Annotated in this window: 13 protein-coding genes; 9 read left to right on the forward strand and 4 right to left on the reverse strand. The window is 59.6% G+C overall.

Going from position 1 to position 15172, the window contains the following annotated elements:
* Window positions 1-10 precede the first annotated feature (10 nt).
* Together DXT96_RS17725 and DXT96_RS17730 are read right to left on the reverse strand one after the other, a co-directional pair.
* Window positions 11-1480, reverse strand: coding sequence for a mannitol dehydrogenase family protein (locus DXT96_RS17725; RefSeq protein ID WP_153515757.1), 1470 nt, complete (start codon window positions 1478-1480; stop codon window positions 11-13).
* Window positions 1481-1587: 107 nt separating this feature from the next.
* The gene (locus DXT96_RS17730; protein ID WP_149901183.1) at window positions 1588-2262 is read right to left on the reverse strand and encodes a GntR family transcriptional regulator; all 675 of its coding nucleotides are present in this window, start codon (window positions 2260-2262) and stop codon (window positions 1588-1590) included.
* A 281-nt stretch (window positions 2263-2543) separates the two neighbouring features.
* Here DXT96_RS17730 and DXT96_RS17735 point away from each other — a divergent pair, with 281 nt between their 5' ends.
* Complete coding sequence (locus DXT96_RS17735) at window positions 2544-3662, forward strand: mandelate racemase/muconate lactonizing enzyme family protein (protein ID WP_153515758.1); 1119 nt, start codon at window positions 2544-2546, stop codon at window positions 3660-3662.
* Between the two features lie 52 nt (window positions 3663-3714).
* On the opposite strand, the gene DXT96_RS17740 is transcribed toward DXT96_RS17735, so the two are convergent.
* Together DXT96_RS17740 and DXT96_RS17745 are read right to left on the reverse strand one after the other, a co-directional pair.
* Window positions 3715-4737, reverse strand: coding sequence for an LLM class flavin-dependent oxidoreductase (locus tag DXT96_RS17740; protein WP_153515759.1), 1023 nt, complete (start codon window positions 4735-4737; stop codon window positions 3715-3717).
* Between the two features lie 136 nt (window positions 4738-4873).
* The gene (locus DXT96_RS17745) at window positions 4874-5791 is read right to left on the reverse strand and encodes a LysR family transcriptional regulator (protein WP_149901180.1); all 918 of its coding nucleotides are present in this window, start codon (window positions 5789-5791) and stop codon (window positions 4874-4876) included.
* A 233-nt stretch (window positions 5792-6024) separates the two neighbouring features.
* On the opposite strand from DXT96_RS17745, the gene DXT96_RS17750 reads away from it, so the two are divergent.
* The 8 genes from DXT96_RS17750 (at window position 6025) to DXT96_RS17785 (ending at window position 15171) form a co-directional block, all read left to right on the forward strand.
* Window positions 6025-7233 carry an ABC transporter substrate-binding protein gene (locus DXT96_RS17750; RefSeq protein WP_153515760.1) on the forward strand — a complete coding sequence of 403 codons (1209 nt, stop codon included), beginning with the start codon at window positions 6025-6027 and terminating at the stop codon, window positions 7231-7233.
* A 29-nt stretch (window positions 7234-7262) separates the two neighbouring features.
* Entirely contained in the window at window positions 7263-8048 is a 786-nt protein-coding gene (locus DXT96_RS17755; protein WP_153515761.1) for an ABC transporter ATP-binding protein, read from the forward strand.
* A 1-nt stretch (window position 8049) separates the two neighbouring features.
* Window positions 8050-8751 carry an ABC transporter ATP-binding protein gene (locus tag DXT96_RS17760; protein ID WP_153515762.1) on the forward strand — a complete coding sequence of 234 codons (702 nt, stop codon included), beginning with the start codon at window positions 8050-8052 and terminating at the stop codon, window positions 8749-8751.
* Window positions 8752-8753: 2 nt separating this feature from the next.
* Window positions 8754-9641: a branched-chain amino acid ABC transporter permease gene (locus DXT96_RS17765; protein WP_149901176.1), complete on the forward strand. Its 888-nt coding sequence runs from the start codon at window positions 8754-8756 to the stop codon at window positions 9639-9641.
* A gap of 1 nt (window position 9642) precedes the next feature.
* The gene (locus DXT96_RS17770) at window positions 9643-10650 is read left to right on the forward strand and encodes a branched-chain amino acid ABC transporter permease (protein ID WP_149901175.1); all 1008 of its coding nucleotides are present in this window, start codon (window positions 9643-9645) and stop codon (window positions 10648-10650) included.
* A gap of 75 nt (window positions 10651-10725) precedes the next feature.
* Window positions 10726-12321, forward strand: coding sequence for a GMC family oxidoreductase (locus tag DXT96_RS17775; RefSeq protein ID WP_153515806.1), 1596 nt, complete (start codon window positions 10726-10728; stop codon window positions 12319-12321).
* Between the two features lie 13 nt (window positions 12322-12334).
* Complete coding sequence (mmsB, locus tag DXT96_RS17780) at window positions 12335-13219, forward strand: 3-hydroxyisobutyrate dehydrogenase (RefSeq protein ID WP_153515763.1); 885 nt, start codon at window positions 12335-12337, stop codon at window positions 13217-13219.
* Complete coding sequence (locus DXT96_RS17785) at window positions 13216-15171, forward strand: acetoacetate--CoA ligase (RefSeq protein WP_153515764.1); 1956 nt, start codon at window positions 13216-13218, stop codon at window positions 15169-15171. Before mmsB ends, DXT96_RS17785 begins: the two co-directional genes overlap by 4 nt.
* Window position 15172 lies beyond the last annotated feature (1 nt).

Below are 15172 nucleotides of genomic sequence, written 5' to 3' on the forward strand. Positions count from 1 at the left end.
TGTTTGTGTTTCAGGTCTTTAAAAACATGCCGATGGCGGCGAGTGCACCTTGTTCGCGGATGTCGCGATAGGCGGCTTTCAGGGTGGGCACGAAGTTTTCGTTGCCCGGCAGGTCGTCGCCGAATGTGCGCCTGAAGGTGAGAAAGCGGTCAACGACAGCATCCGGCGCCATTGCCAGCTGGTCCGGCGCATCCCACTCCTTGAAAGCGGGGTCGAGGATGGTGATCGGCTGATCCTTTTCATCCTTGTCTGCACAGGATCTGATCCACAAAGCGACGGCAAAAATAACGGCGCGACAGGCGGCCTTTTCTTCCAGCAGTTCGCGTAACGGGCCAAGAATGCGCAGCGGCACTTTCTGCGAGGCATCGGAGGCGATCTGCATCGTCTTGTGCTGCAGGGAGGGGTTGGCGAAACGCTCCCTGAGGCCGGCTGCGAATTCCGCGCCGTCGACGGCAGGGTCCAACGTCCGGCCGACTTCGCGCCAATAGGCGCCGATGAAATCGCGCACGGTTTTTTCGCCCCATGCATCGGCAACCGTTTTAAGGCCGGCGATCTGGCCTATGGCGGCGATGGCGCTGTGGGAACCGTTCAGCATTCTGAGCTTCATATGTTCGTAAGGCTCGACATCGCTGACGAACTCCACGCCCGATCTTTCGAGCGCCGGCCTTCCATGCGGAAAATTGTCCTCGATGACGAAGCGGAAATAGGGCTCTGCCACCACCGGCCAGGCGTCACGCACCCCAAGTGCTGTCGATATCGTATCCCGGTCGGCATCGGTGGTGGCGGGAACGATGCGGTCCACCATCGAGCAGGGGCAGGCAATATTGGCTTCGATGAAGGAGGCCAGTTCTGGGTCGGCCAGTTCCGCAAATTCCAGCAGCAGCTTTTGCAACATATGCCCGTTGGCGGGCAGGTTATCGCAGGAAAGCAGCGTCAGTGGCAGCGAGCCTTCTTTCCGTCTGCGTCGTGTAGCGGCGAGAATGAAACCGAAGATGGAGCGAGGCCGGTTCGGGTTTTCAAGGTCGTGGAGAATATCGGGATGGTCACGCAGCAGTCTGCGGGAAGCGAGATTGGTGAGATAACCCTTCTCCGTCACGGTCAGAGTGACGATGAGCACGCGCGGATCGGATAGCCGCTCCACCAGCCTCTCGGGATCTTCCGGCGCGACGATGGTTTCCATGATGGAGCCGATGATGCGCAGGTGCTCGCTCTGGCCGTCGCGTAAGCAGAATGTGTAGAGATTGTCCTGCGGTTCTATGGCATCGCGTGTGTCCGGGCTTCGCAGCGATGCGGCGACGATACCCCATTGTGTCTCACCACGATTGAGGCAGTCATCAATGAAAACCGCCTGGTGCGCCCGGTGAAACGCACCCACTCCAAGATGCACGATACCGGGTGTGACCGTTTGGCAATCAAAGGCGGGTGTTGCCACGGATTGCGGCAGGCAGGGAAGGGCGGCAGCGGAAAGCCGGTCTGTCATCAATGCGAAATCCCCATTCGGACCAATGTGGTAATGGCAGCATCCGGGTATTCGCGCATCATGTCAGTTCCTCCACTTGTCCCTGAATAGGTCGTATTTTGAATGGATCAGGCCCGAGCCTCTTTGAGCAGCCGGACCTGACGCAGCGTATTCTGGCGGCTGCGCTCGAGATGCCGCCACAGGGCATCGACGATCTGGGCCTTGCTGCCGGCGGCGATGGCGTCGGCGATATTCTGGTGTTCTTCCACCGAACGGGCGTAATCTCCGAGGATCGAGACGAAAACCGTGTGGGTCTGGTCGAGAATGCGCTCATGCGAGCCGGAGATGACGGGAATGCGCGCGGCTGAAACCAGTGTCGTATGAAAGCTGCGGTCGTAAAAAAGCGCTTTCGACAATTCGTCGAGCGTCGGGCCTTTGGCGAATTCACGATGTTTGGCAAGGCTTTCCAGCAGCTGCGCATGCAGCGCCCCGTCCAGTTGCCCGGCATCGAAAGCCACTTCGACGGCGCCTTTTTCAAGCAGCATTCTGGCGGCGTAGAGCTCTTCCACATCTTCCACGGTGAAATCGCGCACCACCATGCCGCGCCTTGAAGAGTTGACCACCAGCCCGTCGGCCTCGAGTTTCACGCAGGCTTCCTTGACTGGCGTGGGGCTGATGCCGAGATCGGCGGCAAGCTCGTTGGGCAACAGGCGTTCGCCGCCGCGCAATTTGCCACTGACGATGCGCGCGCGCAGTTCCCGGTGCGCCTGTTCGGCGAGCGTGACTTTGACGAGTGTGTTCATGGCCGCATCATTGCCCAGCTTTGGGGGACAGGCAATAATCAAATATTAAAAATAAAAAATTTTTTATTTTACAAAATCCGTTTTTCCGTTAGCTCTATCTGCCATCGGAAGCTGGCTGCCGGAGGAGGGTGGTTCGGCAATCCCCTGACGGCTCAATTCCCGCAGTCATTGGACGTGGGACAATAACGTGACTTCACCAGCCAATCGGTGAAGCGTCGCTCAGAAAAGGGACTTCCGCCTTTCCTCCCCAGAAGCGTTCAAGCATCGAGGAATGACCGATCATGAAAATTACCGCTGTCGAACCTTTCATCCTGCATCTGCCGCTGACATCGGAGTCGATTTCCGATTCCACCCACAGCATCACCCATTGGGGCGTCGTCGGCGCAAAAATCACGACGAGTGACGGCATTGAGGGTTATGGTTTCACCGGCACCCACGCGCATCTGCCGTCCGACAGGCTGATTACGTCCTGCATCAGCGATTGTTATGCTCCCCTGTTGCTGGGTGAGGATGCGTCGGAACATTCGAGACTCTGGACGAAACTTGCCCGTTACCCCTCGCTGCAATGGGTCGGACGGGCGGGCATCACCCATCTGGCGCTTGCCGCCATCGACGTGGCGCTTTGGGATATCCAGGCGAAAAAGGCGGGTGTTCCGCTCTGGCAGTATCTCGGCGGTGCGCGCACGGCAGGCGTGGAAGCCTACAACACCGATATTGGCTGGCTTTCCTTTACGCTGGAGAACCTGTTGGCCGGCAGTGCAAAGGCCGTGGAAGAGAATGGGTTCACCCGCCTGAAGCTCAAGGTCGGTCATGATGATCCGAATATCGACATTGCGCGGCTCGCCGCTGTCCGGAAACGTGTCGGCTCCTCCATCCGCATCGCCATTGACGGCAATGGCAAGTGGGATCTGCCGACATGCCAGCGTTTTTGCGCGTCGGCCAGAGATCTGGATATCTACTGGTTCGAGGAACCGCTGTGGTATGACGACGTCACCAGCCACGCCCGGCTGGCGCGCAGCACATCCATTCCGATCGCGCTCGGCGAGCAGCTTTATACGGTGGATGCGTTCCGCTCATTCATCGATGCCGGCGCAGTCACCTATGTCCAGCCGGATGTGACCCGGCTTGGCGGCATCACCGAATATATTCAGGTGGCTGATCTCGCACTCGCCCATCGCCTGCCGGTGGTGCCGCATGCCGGGGAAATGAGCCAAGTGCATGTGCATCTGAGCTACTGGCACCCGGCTTCGACCATTCTCGAATATATTCCGTGGATCAAGGATCATTTCGAAGAACCGATCCAGGTGCGGGATGGCGTTTATAAACGTCCGGAGCACCCCGGTGCCAGCACGACGCCGCTGGCTGAAAGCTTCGCCCGTTATGGCAAGGCGGTAAAATGAATAAAGGCGGCGCATGGGAATGCGCCGCCTTGCTTATTTTCAGGAACAGCCGTTAGCGCCAGCCAAGAGCCGGGGCTACATGCTTCAGGATCGTCTCGATCACATGGGCGTTGTAGTCGACGCCCAGCTGGTTCGGCACGGTCAGGAGCAGCGTGTCGGCCTCGGCAATGGCTTCGTCGGCTTTCAGCTGTTCGATCAGCGCTTCGGGCTCGGCGGCATAGCTGCGCCCGAAGATCGCGCGCGTCTTGTCGTCGATATAGCCAATCTTGTCGTCGCCTTCATTGCCGTAACCGAAATAGGCCCGGTCACGGTCGCTGACGAGGGCGAAGATGCTGCGGCTGACCGAAACACGGGGCTCACGGGTATGTCCGGCTTCCTTCCAGGCTTCCCGGAAGATGCGGATCTGCTGCGCCTGCTGGACATGGAAAGGCTCGCCCGTTTCATCCGTCTTCAGGGTGGAGCTTTGCAGGTTCATGCCAAGCTTTGCCGCCCACACCGCCGTGGCGTTGGAGCTGGAACCCCACCAGATGCGCTCACGTAGCCCTTCGGAATGCGGCTCCAGCCGCAGCAGGCCGGGAGGGTTGGGAAACATCGGCCTCGGGTTAGGCTGGGCGAACCCTTCGCCCTTCAGAAGATCGAGAAAGACTTCCGTATGCCGCCGCGCCATGTCCTCTTCGCTCTCACCTTCGGCGGGGCGATAACCGAAATAACGCCAGCCATCGATCACCTGTTCCGGCGAGCCACGGCTGATGCCGAGTTGCAGGCGTCCCCCGGCGATGAGGTCGGCCGAGCCGGCGTCTTCCGTCATGTAGAACGGGTTTTCATAACGCATGTCGATGACGCCGGTGCCGATTTCTATATTTTTCGTTCTGGCGCCGACGGCGGCCAGAAGCGGAAAAGGCGAGGCAAGCTGGCGGGCGAAATGGTGGACGCGAAAATAGGCGCCGTCGGCGCCGAGTTCTTCGGCGGCCACGGCAAGGTCTATCGATTGCAGCAGCGTGTCCGCGCCCGAGCGGGTCTGCGACTGGGGCGAGGGCGTCCAGTGGCCGAAGGATAAAAATCCGATCTTTTTCATGATGACCTTCCAGATTTCGGAGGATGCCGGCTTTCACAAACCGGCTTCGTTGTTGTCAGTCATATAAGCAACCGTGCGCATCCTCCAATCCGCCATCCGTAAACACGGTGTCGCCGAAATGTGAACGATGGTCGTTTCAGGCAATCGTCCTGCGGTTGAGGATGAAGAGATTTTCATGCGCGCGCGCAGTCGTCAGAATGAAATCCATCAGCGAGCGCACGCGCGGCACGTTGGCAAGGTCCTGATGGCTGGTCAGCCAATAGCCTCGCCGCAATTCCACTTCGTCGGCAAGAACCATCTGCAAGTCCGGAAAACGGGCGGCGATGAAGTTCGGTAATATACACAGGCCACGGCCGCTTAGCGTGGCGGTTAGCTGGGCGAAAATGCTCGATGACTGAAAGTTGGGGCGCAGGCCGGGCATCACGTCGCGCATATAATCGAGACCCGGCGAAAAAATCAGGTCCTGCACGTAACCGATGAAGAAATGATCGGGCAAATCCTCACGCCGCGTGATTTTCGGGTGGCCGGCGAGATAGGAACGCGAGGCATAGATATGCAGCGTGTAATCGATGATCTGTTCATTGATATAGGGACCGGCTTTTGGTGGATCGAGCGTGACGGCCACATCCGCTTCCTTTCTGGAAAGCGCCATGATCTGCTGGATCGTCACCATCTCCACCATGATGTGGGGATGGGTGGCGGCGAAGTCTTTCAGCCTCTCCACGAAGAAAAAATTGGAAAAACCTTCAGGGGCGCTTAAGCGCACCACGCCGCGCAGCAGGCTGCCGCTTTCGGAAATATCCGATTGCAGTCTTTCAGCCTCCGCCTCGATACGCTCGACCGTATCGACCAGCCGCCGCCCCACCGTCGTCAGTTCGTAACCACGCGGGTTTCGCTCGAACAGCTTGGTTTTTAGGGAGAATTCCAGCCGGTCGATGTGGCGGGAGACGGTCGCGTGGCTGGTGCGCAGGCTGCGGGCAGCCGACGAGAGTTGTCCGGTGCGGGCCACGGCCAGAAAATATTGCAGATCGTCCCAGGTAAAAGGCGTGGCCATTTTCGTCTCCCATCACGAGTTCTGTTCAAAAATGAACAGTCCCTGTTCGCAATTTGATGATGCCCGGCTCTTGTGTCAACGGACGAATTCGAGAAGTCTAGGCTTAGGATGCGCCGCTTTGAGGAGGGCGGCGTGACCATTCGAGTGCAACGCCGGAGAAGTGCGCCGCACTGCTTCGTTCACCGTTGCACAGACCCATCTGAGGCTCGCAATCATCTCTGGGAGGAGAAGTCATGCGCAAGAGTATCGTTTTATCCACGGCCATGGCACTGGCCGCTGGCACCGCCGCCTATGCTGCCGATGTTTCCGACGGCAAGGTCAAGATCGGCATCCTGAACGACCAGTCGGGTGTCTATGCCAACTTTGGCGGCAAATACTCTTACGAGGCCGCGAAGATGGCGGTTGAGGATTTCGGCGGCAAGGTGCTGGGTGCGCCGGTCGAGGTGGTGACCGCCGACCATCAGAACAAGGCGGATGTCGCCTCCAACATCGCAAGACAATGGTACGACACCGAACAGGTCGATTCGATCATGGAATTGACCTCGTCGTCGGTGGGGCTTGCCGTGCAGGCGCTCTCCAAGGACAAAAAGAAGATCACCGTCAACACCGGCGCGGCGACGACCGAGCTGACGGGGAAACAATGCAGCCCCTATGGTTTCCACTGGGCCTATGACACCTATTCGCTGGCGGTCGGCACCGGCGGCGCGCTGGTGAAACAGGGCGGCGACAGCTGGTTCTTCCTGACTGCGGACTATGCTTTCGGTTACTCGCTGGAAGAAAACACCGCCAATTTCGTCAAAGCCAATGGCGGCAAGGTTCTTGGTTCCGTGCGGCATCCGCTGGCGACAACGGATTATTCCTCGTTCCTGTTGCAGGCGCAGTCTTCGGGCGCGAAGGTCATCGGTCTTGCCAATGCCGGCCTCGACACCTCCAACGCCATCAAGCAGGCGGCTGAATTCGGCATCGTTGCCGGCGGCCAGCGGCTTGCCGCCCTTCTCTTCACGCTCGCCGAAGTCCATGGCCTCGGTCTTGAGGCGGCGCAAGGATTGACGCTGACGGAAGGTTTTTATTGGGACCGTGACGATGAATCGCGCAAATTCGGCGAGCGTTTCAAGGAGCGCACCGGCGCCATGCCGAACATGGTGCATGCCGGCACCTATTCCGCCGTGCTGCATTATCTGAAAGCCATTGAAAAGGCCGGAACCGACGATGCCGACGCCGTCGCCAAGGCCATGAAGGAAATGCCCGTCAACGACGTGTTCTCCAAGGACGGTCACGTGGCCGCCAATGGCCGCATGATCCACGACATGTATCTCATGGAAGTGAAGAAGCCGGATGAGAGCAAGCAGCCGTGGGATTATTACAAGGTGCTCGCCACCATCCCCGGCAAGGAAGCCTTCATGGACCCCGCAAAAAGCGGTTGCCCGCTGGTGACGCAATAAAAGACTGACGCAATAAAGGGGAAAGTTTCATGACGATCGCTCCCGCCCTTGCCGGGCAGGCGGAACCTCGCGTCGTGCTGTCGGCGCGCGGTCTCTCCAAGACCTTCGGCGCATTCGCGGCCGTGAAGAATGTCGATCTCGATGTTCACCATGCCCGTGTGCATGCACTGATCGGTCCGAACGGCGCTGGCAAAACCACGGTCTTCAACCTGTTGACCAAGTTTCTCCAGCCGACAGGCGGGGCGATCACCTTCATGGGAACGGACATAACAAAGACGCCGCCGGACAAGGTGGCGCGGCTCGGCCTCGTCAGGTCTTTCCAGATATCGGCGGTATTTCCGCATCTGACGGTTCTGGAAAATGTGCGGGTTGCGTTGCAGCGGCCGAATGGCCTTGCAACGCAATTCTGGCTGCCGCTGTCCTCGCTCGACAGGCTGAATGCCCGCGCCGAGGAGCTGATCGCAACGGTTGGCCTGACAAGGGAAAAACATGCGCTTGCGGCCGATCTTTCCTATGGCCGCAAGCGGGTTCTCGAAATCGCCACCACGCTGGCGCTCGATCCCAAGGTTCTGCTGCTGGACGAGCCGATGGCCGGCATGGGTGGTGAAGATGTCTCTCATGTCGCCGAACTCATCCGCGAGGTGGCAAAGACGCGCGCGGTGCTGATGGTCGAACATAATCTGAAAGTCGTGGCGGATATCTGCCACCACGTCACGGTTCTGCAGCGCGGTGAAATTCTGGCGGAGGGCGATTATGCCGCCGTTTCCGCTGATCCGCGTGTGCGAACGGCCTATATGGGCACGGAGGAGGCTTGATATGGCGGCAATGCTCGAAGTCTCCAACCTGAAATCCTGGTATGGCGAAAGCCAGGCCCTGCACGGCGTCGATCTGACCGTCGGCGAGGGTGAAACCATCACCATTCTCGGCCGTAACGGTGTAGGTAAAACCACGACGCTGCGCACCATCATGGGCATCATCCGCAACCGCAAGGGCGTCATCACGCTTGGCGGCAAGGACATGATGCCGGTGCCGCTGCATCGCACGGCGAAATATGGCATCGGGTTCGTACCGGAAGAGCGCGGTATCTTCGCAACGCTGAGTGTCGAGGAAAATCTGAAGCTGCCGCCCGTCGTTGCACCCGGCGGCATGACGCTCGATGAAATATACGAACTGTTTCCAAACCTTTACGAACGCCGCACCAGCCCCGGCACCAAGCTTTCCGGTGGCGAGCAGCAGATGCTGGCCATGGCGCGCATCCTGCGCACCGGAGTGAAGGTGCTGCTGCTTGACGAACCGACCGAGGGACTTGCTCCTGTTATCGTGCAGCGCATCGGCGAAGTGCTGCAAAAGCTGAAGAGCCGCGGCATGACCGTTGTTCTGGTCGAGCAGAATTTCCGTTTTGCCAGCCGCATTGCCGACCGTTTCTACCTGATGGATCATGGCCAGATGGTCAGCAGTTTTCCGGTGGGTGAGCTTTCCGCCCGCATGGGCGAACTCAATAAAGTGCTGGGGGTTTAACGATGACGATGATCTTCGGCATTCCGGTTCAGGCCCTGCTCGGGCAATTGCTGATCGGCCTCATCAACGGCTCGTTTTATGCCCTGCTGTCTTTGGGCCTTGCCGTCATTTTCGGCCTGCTGCGCGTCATCAATTTCGCCCATGGGGCGCAATATATGCTCGGCGCTTTCGTCGCTTTTCTAGGCCTGCAATATTTCGGCATCAATTTCTGGGTGGCGCTGGTGGTGACGCCACTGGTCGTTGCGCTTTTCGGCGCGATCGTTGAGCGTCTCATGCTGTCGCGGCTATATGATCTCGATCCACTTTACGGGCTGCTCTTCACTTTCGGTTTGGCGCTGGTGGTGGAAGGCACGTTCCGCTGGCTCTACGGTGCGGCGGGCCAGCCCTATTCGGTGCCGCGTGAGCTTGCCGGTGGCACCAATCTCGGCTTCATGTTCCTGCCGAATTACCGCGCCTTCGTCGTCGTCATCTCAATGGTCGCCTGCCTTGCCACCTGGGCGCTGATCGAAAAAACGAGGCTTGGCTCCTATCTGCGAGCCGCGACGGAAAACCCGACGCTGGTGCAGGCCTTCGGCATCAACGTGCCGGTGCTCTTGACGCTGACTTACGCGCTGGGGGCGGGCCTTGCAGGCTTCACCGGCGTGCTGGCGGCGCCCATCTATCAGGTCTCGCCGCTGATGGGCACCAACCTCATCATCGTCGTCTTCGCCGTGGTCGTCGTCGGTGGCATGGGGTCGATCATGGGGGCCATTGTCACCGGTTACATGCTCGGCATCGCCGAAGGACTGACCAAGGTGTTTTACCCGGAGGCCTCCAACATCGTCATTTTCGTCATCATGGCCTTTGTGCTGCTCATCCGCCCCGCCGGACTTTTCGGAAAGGACGCCTGATATGTCCAAAGCCACCCATAACCCCACTGCCGGTGCGATGCCGCAGGCCGAAGTTTCGACGACTGCGGGAACCATCAAGACCGTGCTCATTCTGGCGGGGCTTGCCCTGCTCATCGCCGCGCCGATGTTTGTCTATCCGATCTTTCTGATGAAGCTCCTGTGCTTTGCGCTGTTTGCCTGCGCCTTCAATCTGCTCATCGGTTACACGGGACTGTTGTCCTTCGGCCATGCGGCGTTTTTCGGCGGTGCGGCCTATTTCACCGCCTATTCGGTGAAGGAATGGGGCGTGACACCGGAAATCGGCCTTGTCATCGGCATGGCCGGCGCTGCCCTTCTCGGCCTCGTCATCGGCTTTTTCGCCATCCGCCGCCAGGGCATCTATTTCGCCATGATCACGCTGGCGCTATCGCAGATGTTTTATTTCTTCTGTCTTCAGGCTCCGTTTACCCATGGTGAGGACGGCTTGCAGGGCGTGCCGCGCGGCCATCTCTTCGGCCTTCTTGATCTCAACGCGCCGCTCAACATCTATTACACGGTGCTGGCCGCCTTTGTGCTGGCGCTTCTGGTCATCTGGCGTTTCGTCAATTCGCCCTTCGGCATGATCCTGAAATCCATCCGCGAAAACGAGCAGCGCGCCATTTCGCTTGGCTACAGCGTGCAGCGTTACAAGCTCGGCGCCTTCGTCATGTCGGCGGCGCTTGCCGGGCTTGCGGGCGGTCTGAAAGCGCTGGTCTTCCAGTTCGCGACGCTGACCGACGTCACCTGGCAAATGTCCGGCGAAGTGATCCTGATGACGTTGCTCGGTGGCATCGGCACCATGATCGGCCCGATTTTTGGCGCGGGCCTCGTGGTCACCTTGCAGAACTATCTCGCGACATCGGATTTCCCGGTCACCATCATCACCGGCCTTGTGTTCATGGCTTGCGTTCTGGTGTTCCGGCGCGGTTTGATCGGCGAGTTTTATGCGTCGCGTCTGGGGAGAAAACTCGGCTTCCAGCACCGCGGTTAGACATTTTTGAAAACACTGGAAAAGGCCTCCCCCGCGTCCGGGACGACGCGGCAAGGGCGGCGCATGGAGAAGAGCATGGGCGAATATGACTATATTGTCATCGGAGCGGGGAGTGCCGGATGCGTTCTCGCCAACCGCCTTTCGAAAGATCCGAACAACCGCGTGCTGCTCTTGGAAGCGGGCGGCAACGACAATTACCACTGGATCCATATTCCGGTCGGTTATCTCTATTGCATCAACAACCCGCGCACCGACTGGTGTTTCAAGACGGCGGAAGAGCCGGGCCTTAACGGTCGCGCGCTGATCTATCCGCGTGGCAAGGTTCTGGGCGGCTGCTCCTCCATCAACGGCATGATCTATATGCGCGGTCAGGCGCGGGACTATGACGTCTGGCGTCAGCTCGGCTGCGAGGGCTGGGGCTGGAACGACATCCTGCCCTATTTCTTGAAGTCGGAGGATTTTTATCGCGGCAAGAGCGACCTGCATTCCGCCGGTGGCGAGTGGCGCGTGGAAAAAGCCCGTGTGCGCTGGGATGTGCTTGATGCCTTCCAGAAGGCGGCGGGTGAAGCGGGTATTCCCGCGACCGAGGATTTCAACCGCGGCGACAATGAGGGTGCCGGTTATTTCGATGTGAACCAGCGCTCTGGCTGGCGCTGGAACACGGCCAAGGCATTTCTGAAGCCGGCGCTTGGTCGCAAGAACCTCACGGTCCTCACCAAGGCGCATGTCAAGCGGCTGATCATCGAAGAAGGCCGGGTCACGGGCGTGGAGTTTCACCATGACGGTGTCTTGAAAAAGATGCGGGCGCGGCGCGAGACGGTGCTTTCCGCGGGGGCAATCGGCTCGCCGCATATTCTGGAGCTTTCCGGTGTCGGCCGGGGTGATGTGCTTCAGGCCGCCGGCATCGATACCGTAGCGGAGGTTCAGGGCGTGGGCGAAAACCTGCAGGATCACCTGCAATTGCGCATGGTCTATAAGGTTTCCGGTGTTCTGACGCTGAATGAGAGGGCCTCCACCCTGTTCGGCAAGGCGCGGATCGGTCTTGAATATGCGCTGACCCGCTCCGGGCCGATGTCGATGGCGCCCAGCCAGCTCGGCGTCTTCACCCGTTCTTCGCCGGAAAAGGAAACCGCCGATCTGGAATATCATGTTCAGCCGGTTTCACTCGACAAGTTTGGTGATCCGGTTCACACTTTTCCGGCCATTACCGCAAGTGTCTGCAATCTGCGGCCGGAAAGCCGCGGCTCAGTGCATGTGAAAGGACCGGATTTCGCCATGCAGCCGGAAATCCGCCCGAACTATCTTTCCACGGAAGGCGACCGCCAGGTGGCCATCGATTCCATGCGACTGACGCGCCGCATCGTCGCCCAGCCAGCCTTTGCCCGGTTCAAGCCACAGGAATACCGACCCGGCCCCTCCTTCGAAAACGACAATGATCTCGCCAGGGCGGCGGGCGATATCGGCACAACCATTTTTCATCCCGTCGGCACGTTGCGCATGGGATCGGATACGGAAAGTGTTGTCGATAACAGGCTGAAGTTCCGCAGGCTTGCGGGGCTGCGTGTCGCGGATGCATCCATCATGCCGCGGATCACATCCGGAAATACCAATTCGCCGACGATCATGATTGCCGAAAAGGCTGCCGACATGATCCTTGCGGATAATCGCTGAAAGGAACGCTCCCATGAAGACCGTCGCTTTTATCGGACTTGGACATATGGGCCTGCCGATGGCCGCCAATCTCGTCAGGGCGGGTTATACCGTGAGGGGTTTTGACCTTTCTGAAACCTGCCGCGCGGCGGCGAGGGAAGCCGGCATTCCCGTTGCTGCGGATTCCGCCGAGGCGACGGCAGCGGCTGATGTGATCATCACCATGCTGCCCAAGGGCGAACATGTGGTTTCGGTCTATGGCGATCTGGTTCGAAAGGTATCTGCGGGCACGCTGCTCATCGATTGTTCGACGGTGGATATGGAAAGCGCCCTGAAGGCGCATGAGCTGGCCGCTTCCGCCGGTTGCCCCTCGGTCGATGCGCCTGTCTCCGGCGGCACGGGTGGGGCGGCAGCAGGCACCTTGACCTTCATGTGCGGCGGCGAGGCCGACGCCTTTTCGGCGGCAAGGCCGGTGCTGGAGGCGATGGGCAAGAAGATCGTCCATTGCGGCAAGGGCGGCAACGGCCAGGCGGCGAAGATCTGCAACAACATGATCCTCGGCATTTCCATGATTGCGGTCTCTGAAGCCTTCGTGCTCGGCGAAAAACTCGGTCTTTCGCATCAGGCGCTGTTCGATGTCGCGTCCACCTCCTCGGGGCAATGCTGGTCGCTCACCACCTATTGCCCGGTGCCGGGGCCGGTGCCGACATCGCCCGCCAACAAGGAGTACCAGCCCGGATTTGCGGCGGCCCTGATGCTCAAGGATCTGAAGCTTTCGCAGGAGGCCGCCAATGGAGCCGGGGCCTCCACCCCGCTTGGTGCAGCGGCATCGGCGCTTTACGAGAACTTCGTCGGCGAGGGCGGCGGCGGGCGTGATTTTTCCGCCATCGTCGAGATGCTGCGCGGGAGCGAAGCATGACGGACGCCGCGCCTTCCGATATTTTGTGGGTGCCGGCGAGGGAAAGGCTGGCGCGCTCGGCACTTTTTTCCTTCGCAGAGAAAACGGCAAAACTGCACGGGGTGGCCGCCGATGATTATGCCGGCCTGCTGCGCTGGTCCATCGATGCACCGGATGACTTTTACGATGCGCTGTGGGATGAACTCGGCATTATCGGCACACGCGGAGAAACGGCGTTCAAAGCCGGTGCGACGATCCGGGATGTTGAGTTCTATCCGGGTGCTAGGCTCAACTATGCCGAAAACCTGCTGCGCGATGCCGACGAGCGGCTGGCCATCATCGCCCATCGCGACGATGGCACCCGGCGCGAGATAAGCCGGAGGGAACTTTACGACGAGGTCTCCCGCATGGTGCAGGCGCTCACCCATGCGGGCGTGAAGGAAGGCGACCGAGTTGGGGCCATCGTCACTCATGATATCGAGGCGATCGTCAGCTATCTCGCAGTCAGCGCCATCGGGGCCATCTGGTCGTCCTGCTCGCCGGATTTCGGCCCGGCGGGCGCTTCAGACCGTCTGTCGCAGATCGACCCGAAAATCCTGATCGCCGTGCCGGAATATGGCTATGCCGGCAAACGCATCGATGTCGGCCCCACCATCCGTGCCGTGGCGGAAAGTGCGAGGCCCGAAAAGATCGTGCTCATCGGTGATGCGGTTCCTTCCGGCCTTGCCGATCTCGGCTGCGTGACGCTCTCGGATTTCGTCGCGCCATATAAGGCTGGCGAAATTGCCTTCAACCGCATGCCCATCAAGGCGCCGCTGGCAATCCTTTATTCCTCCGGCACAACCGGCAAACCGAAATGCATCACCCATTCCGGCGGCGGGCTGCTTCTTCAGCACATGAAGGAGCAGAAGCTGCAATGCGATATCAGGCAAGGTGAGCGCTTCTTCTATTTCACCACCTGCGGCTGGATGATGTGGAACTGGCAGGTCTCCGGTCTGGCGCTTGGCGCTACGCTCGTCACCTATGATGGCAATCCCGGTTATCCCAACCCTGCGCGGCTGATCGACCTCATCGACGCCGAACGGATCGCCACCTTCGGCACCTCGGCCAAGTTCATCGACGCCTGCCTGAAGGCCGGGCTGAAACCGCGCGAAAGCCATGACCTGTCCTCGCTGAGGACGATCCTTTCCACCGGCTCGCCGCTCATTCCGCAATCCTTCGATTATATCTATCGCGACTGGAAGGCCGACGTGCATCTCGCCTCCATTTCCGGCGGCACGGATATCTGCGCCTGTTTCCTTGGCGGCAATCCGTTGCAGCCGGTTCATCGTGGTGAATTACAGGGCGCGATGCTCGGCATGGATATCGATACGCTGGATGATGAAGGCCGTTCGGTTCGCAGCGTTGCCGGTGAGCTTGTCTGCCGCAATGCGCATCTGTCCATGCCGGTTAAGTTCTGGGGCGATGAGGATGGTTCGCGCTATCAGACCGCCTATTTCGACCGTTTTCCGGGCATCTGGGCGCATGGCGATTTTGCCGAAATGCGCCCATCCGGCGGTTATATCATCCATGGCCGTTCGGACACGACGCTCAATCCCGGCGGGGTCCGCATCGGCACGGCTGAGATCTATCGGCAGGTGGAAACGGTACCTGATGTAGAAGAGGCCATTGCCGTGGGGCAGGACATCGATGGAGACCAGCGGGTCATCCTTTTCCTGCGCATGAAAGGTGGCGCGGCCCTGACGGAAGAGCTGGAAAAGACCATCCGCACCCGCATCCGTTCAGGTGCGACGCCGCGACATGTGCCGGCAAGGATCATTGCCGTCAGTGCCATTCCCCGCACCCGTTCGGGCAAGATTTCCGAAATCGCGGTGCGCGATACCATTCATGGCCGGCCGGTGAAGAATGCCGATGCGCTCGCTAATCCCGAGGCACTCGATCTTTTCCGCAACCTGCCGCAACTGAAGGACTAGG

The sequence above is a fragment of the Agrobacterium sp. ICMP 6402 genome, assembly GCF_009498615.1.
Classification (GTDB): domain Bacteria; phylum Pseudomonadota; class Alphaproteobacteria; order Rhizobiales; family Rhizobiaceae; genus Agrobacterium; species Agrobacterium burrii.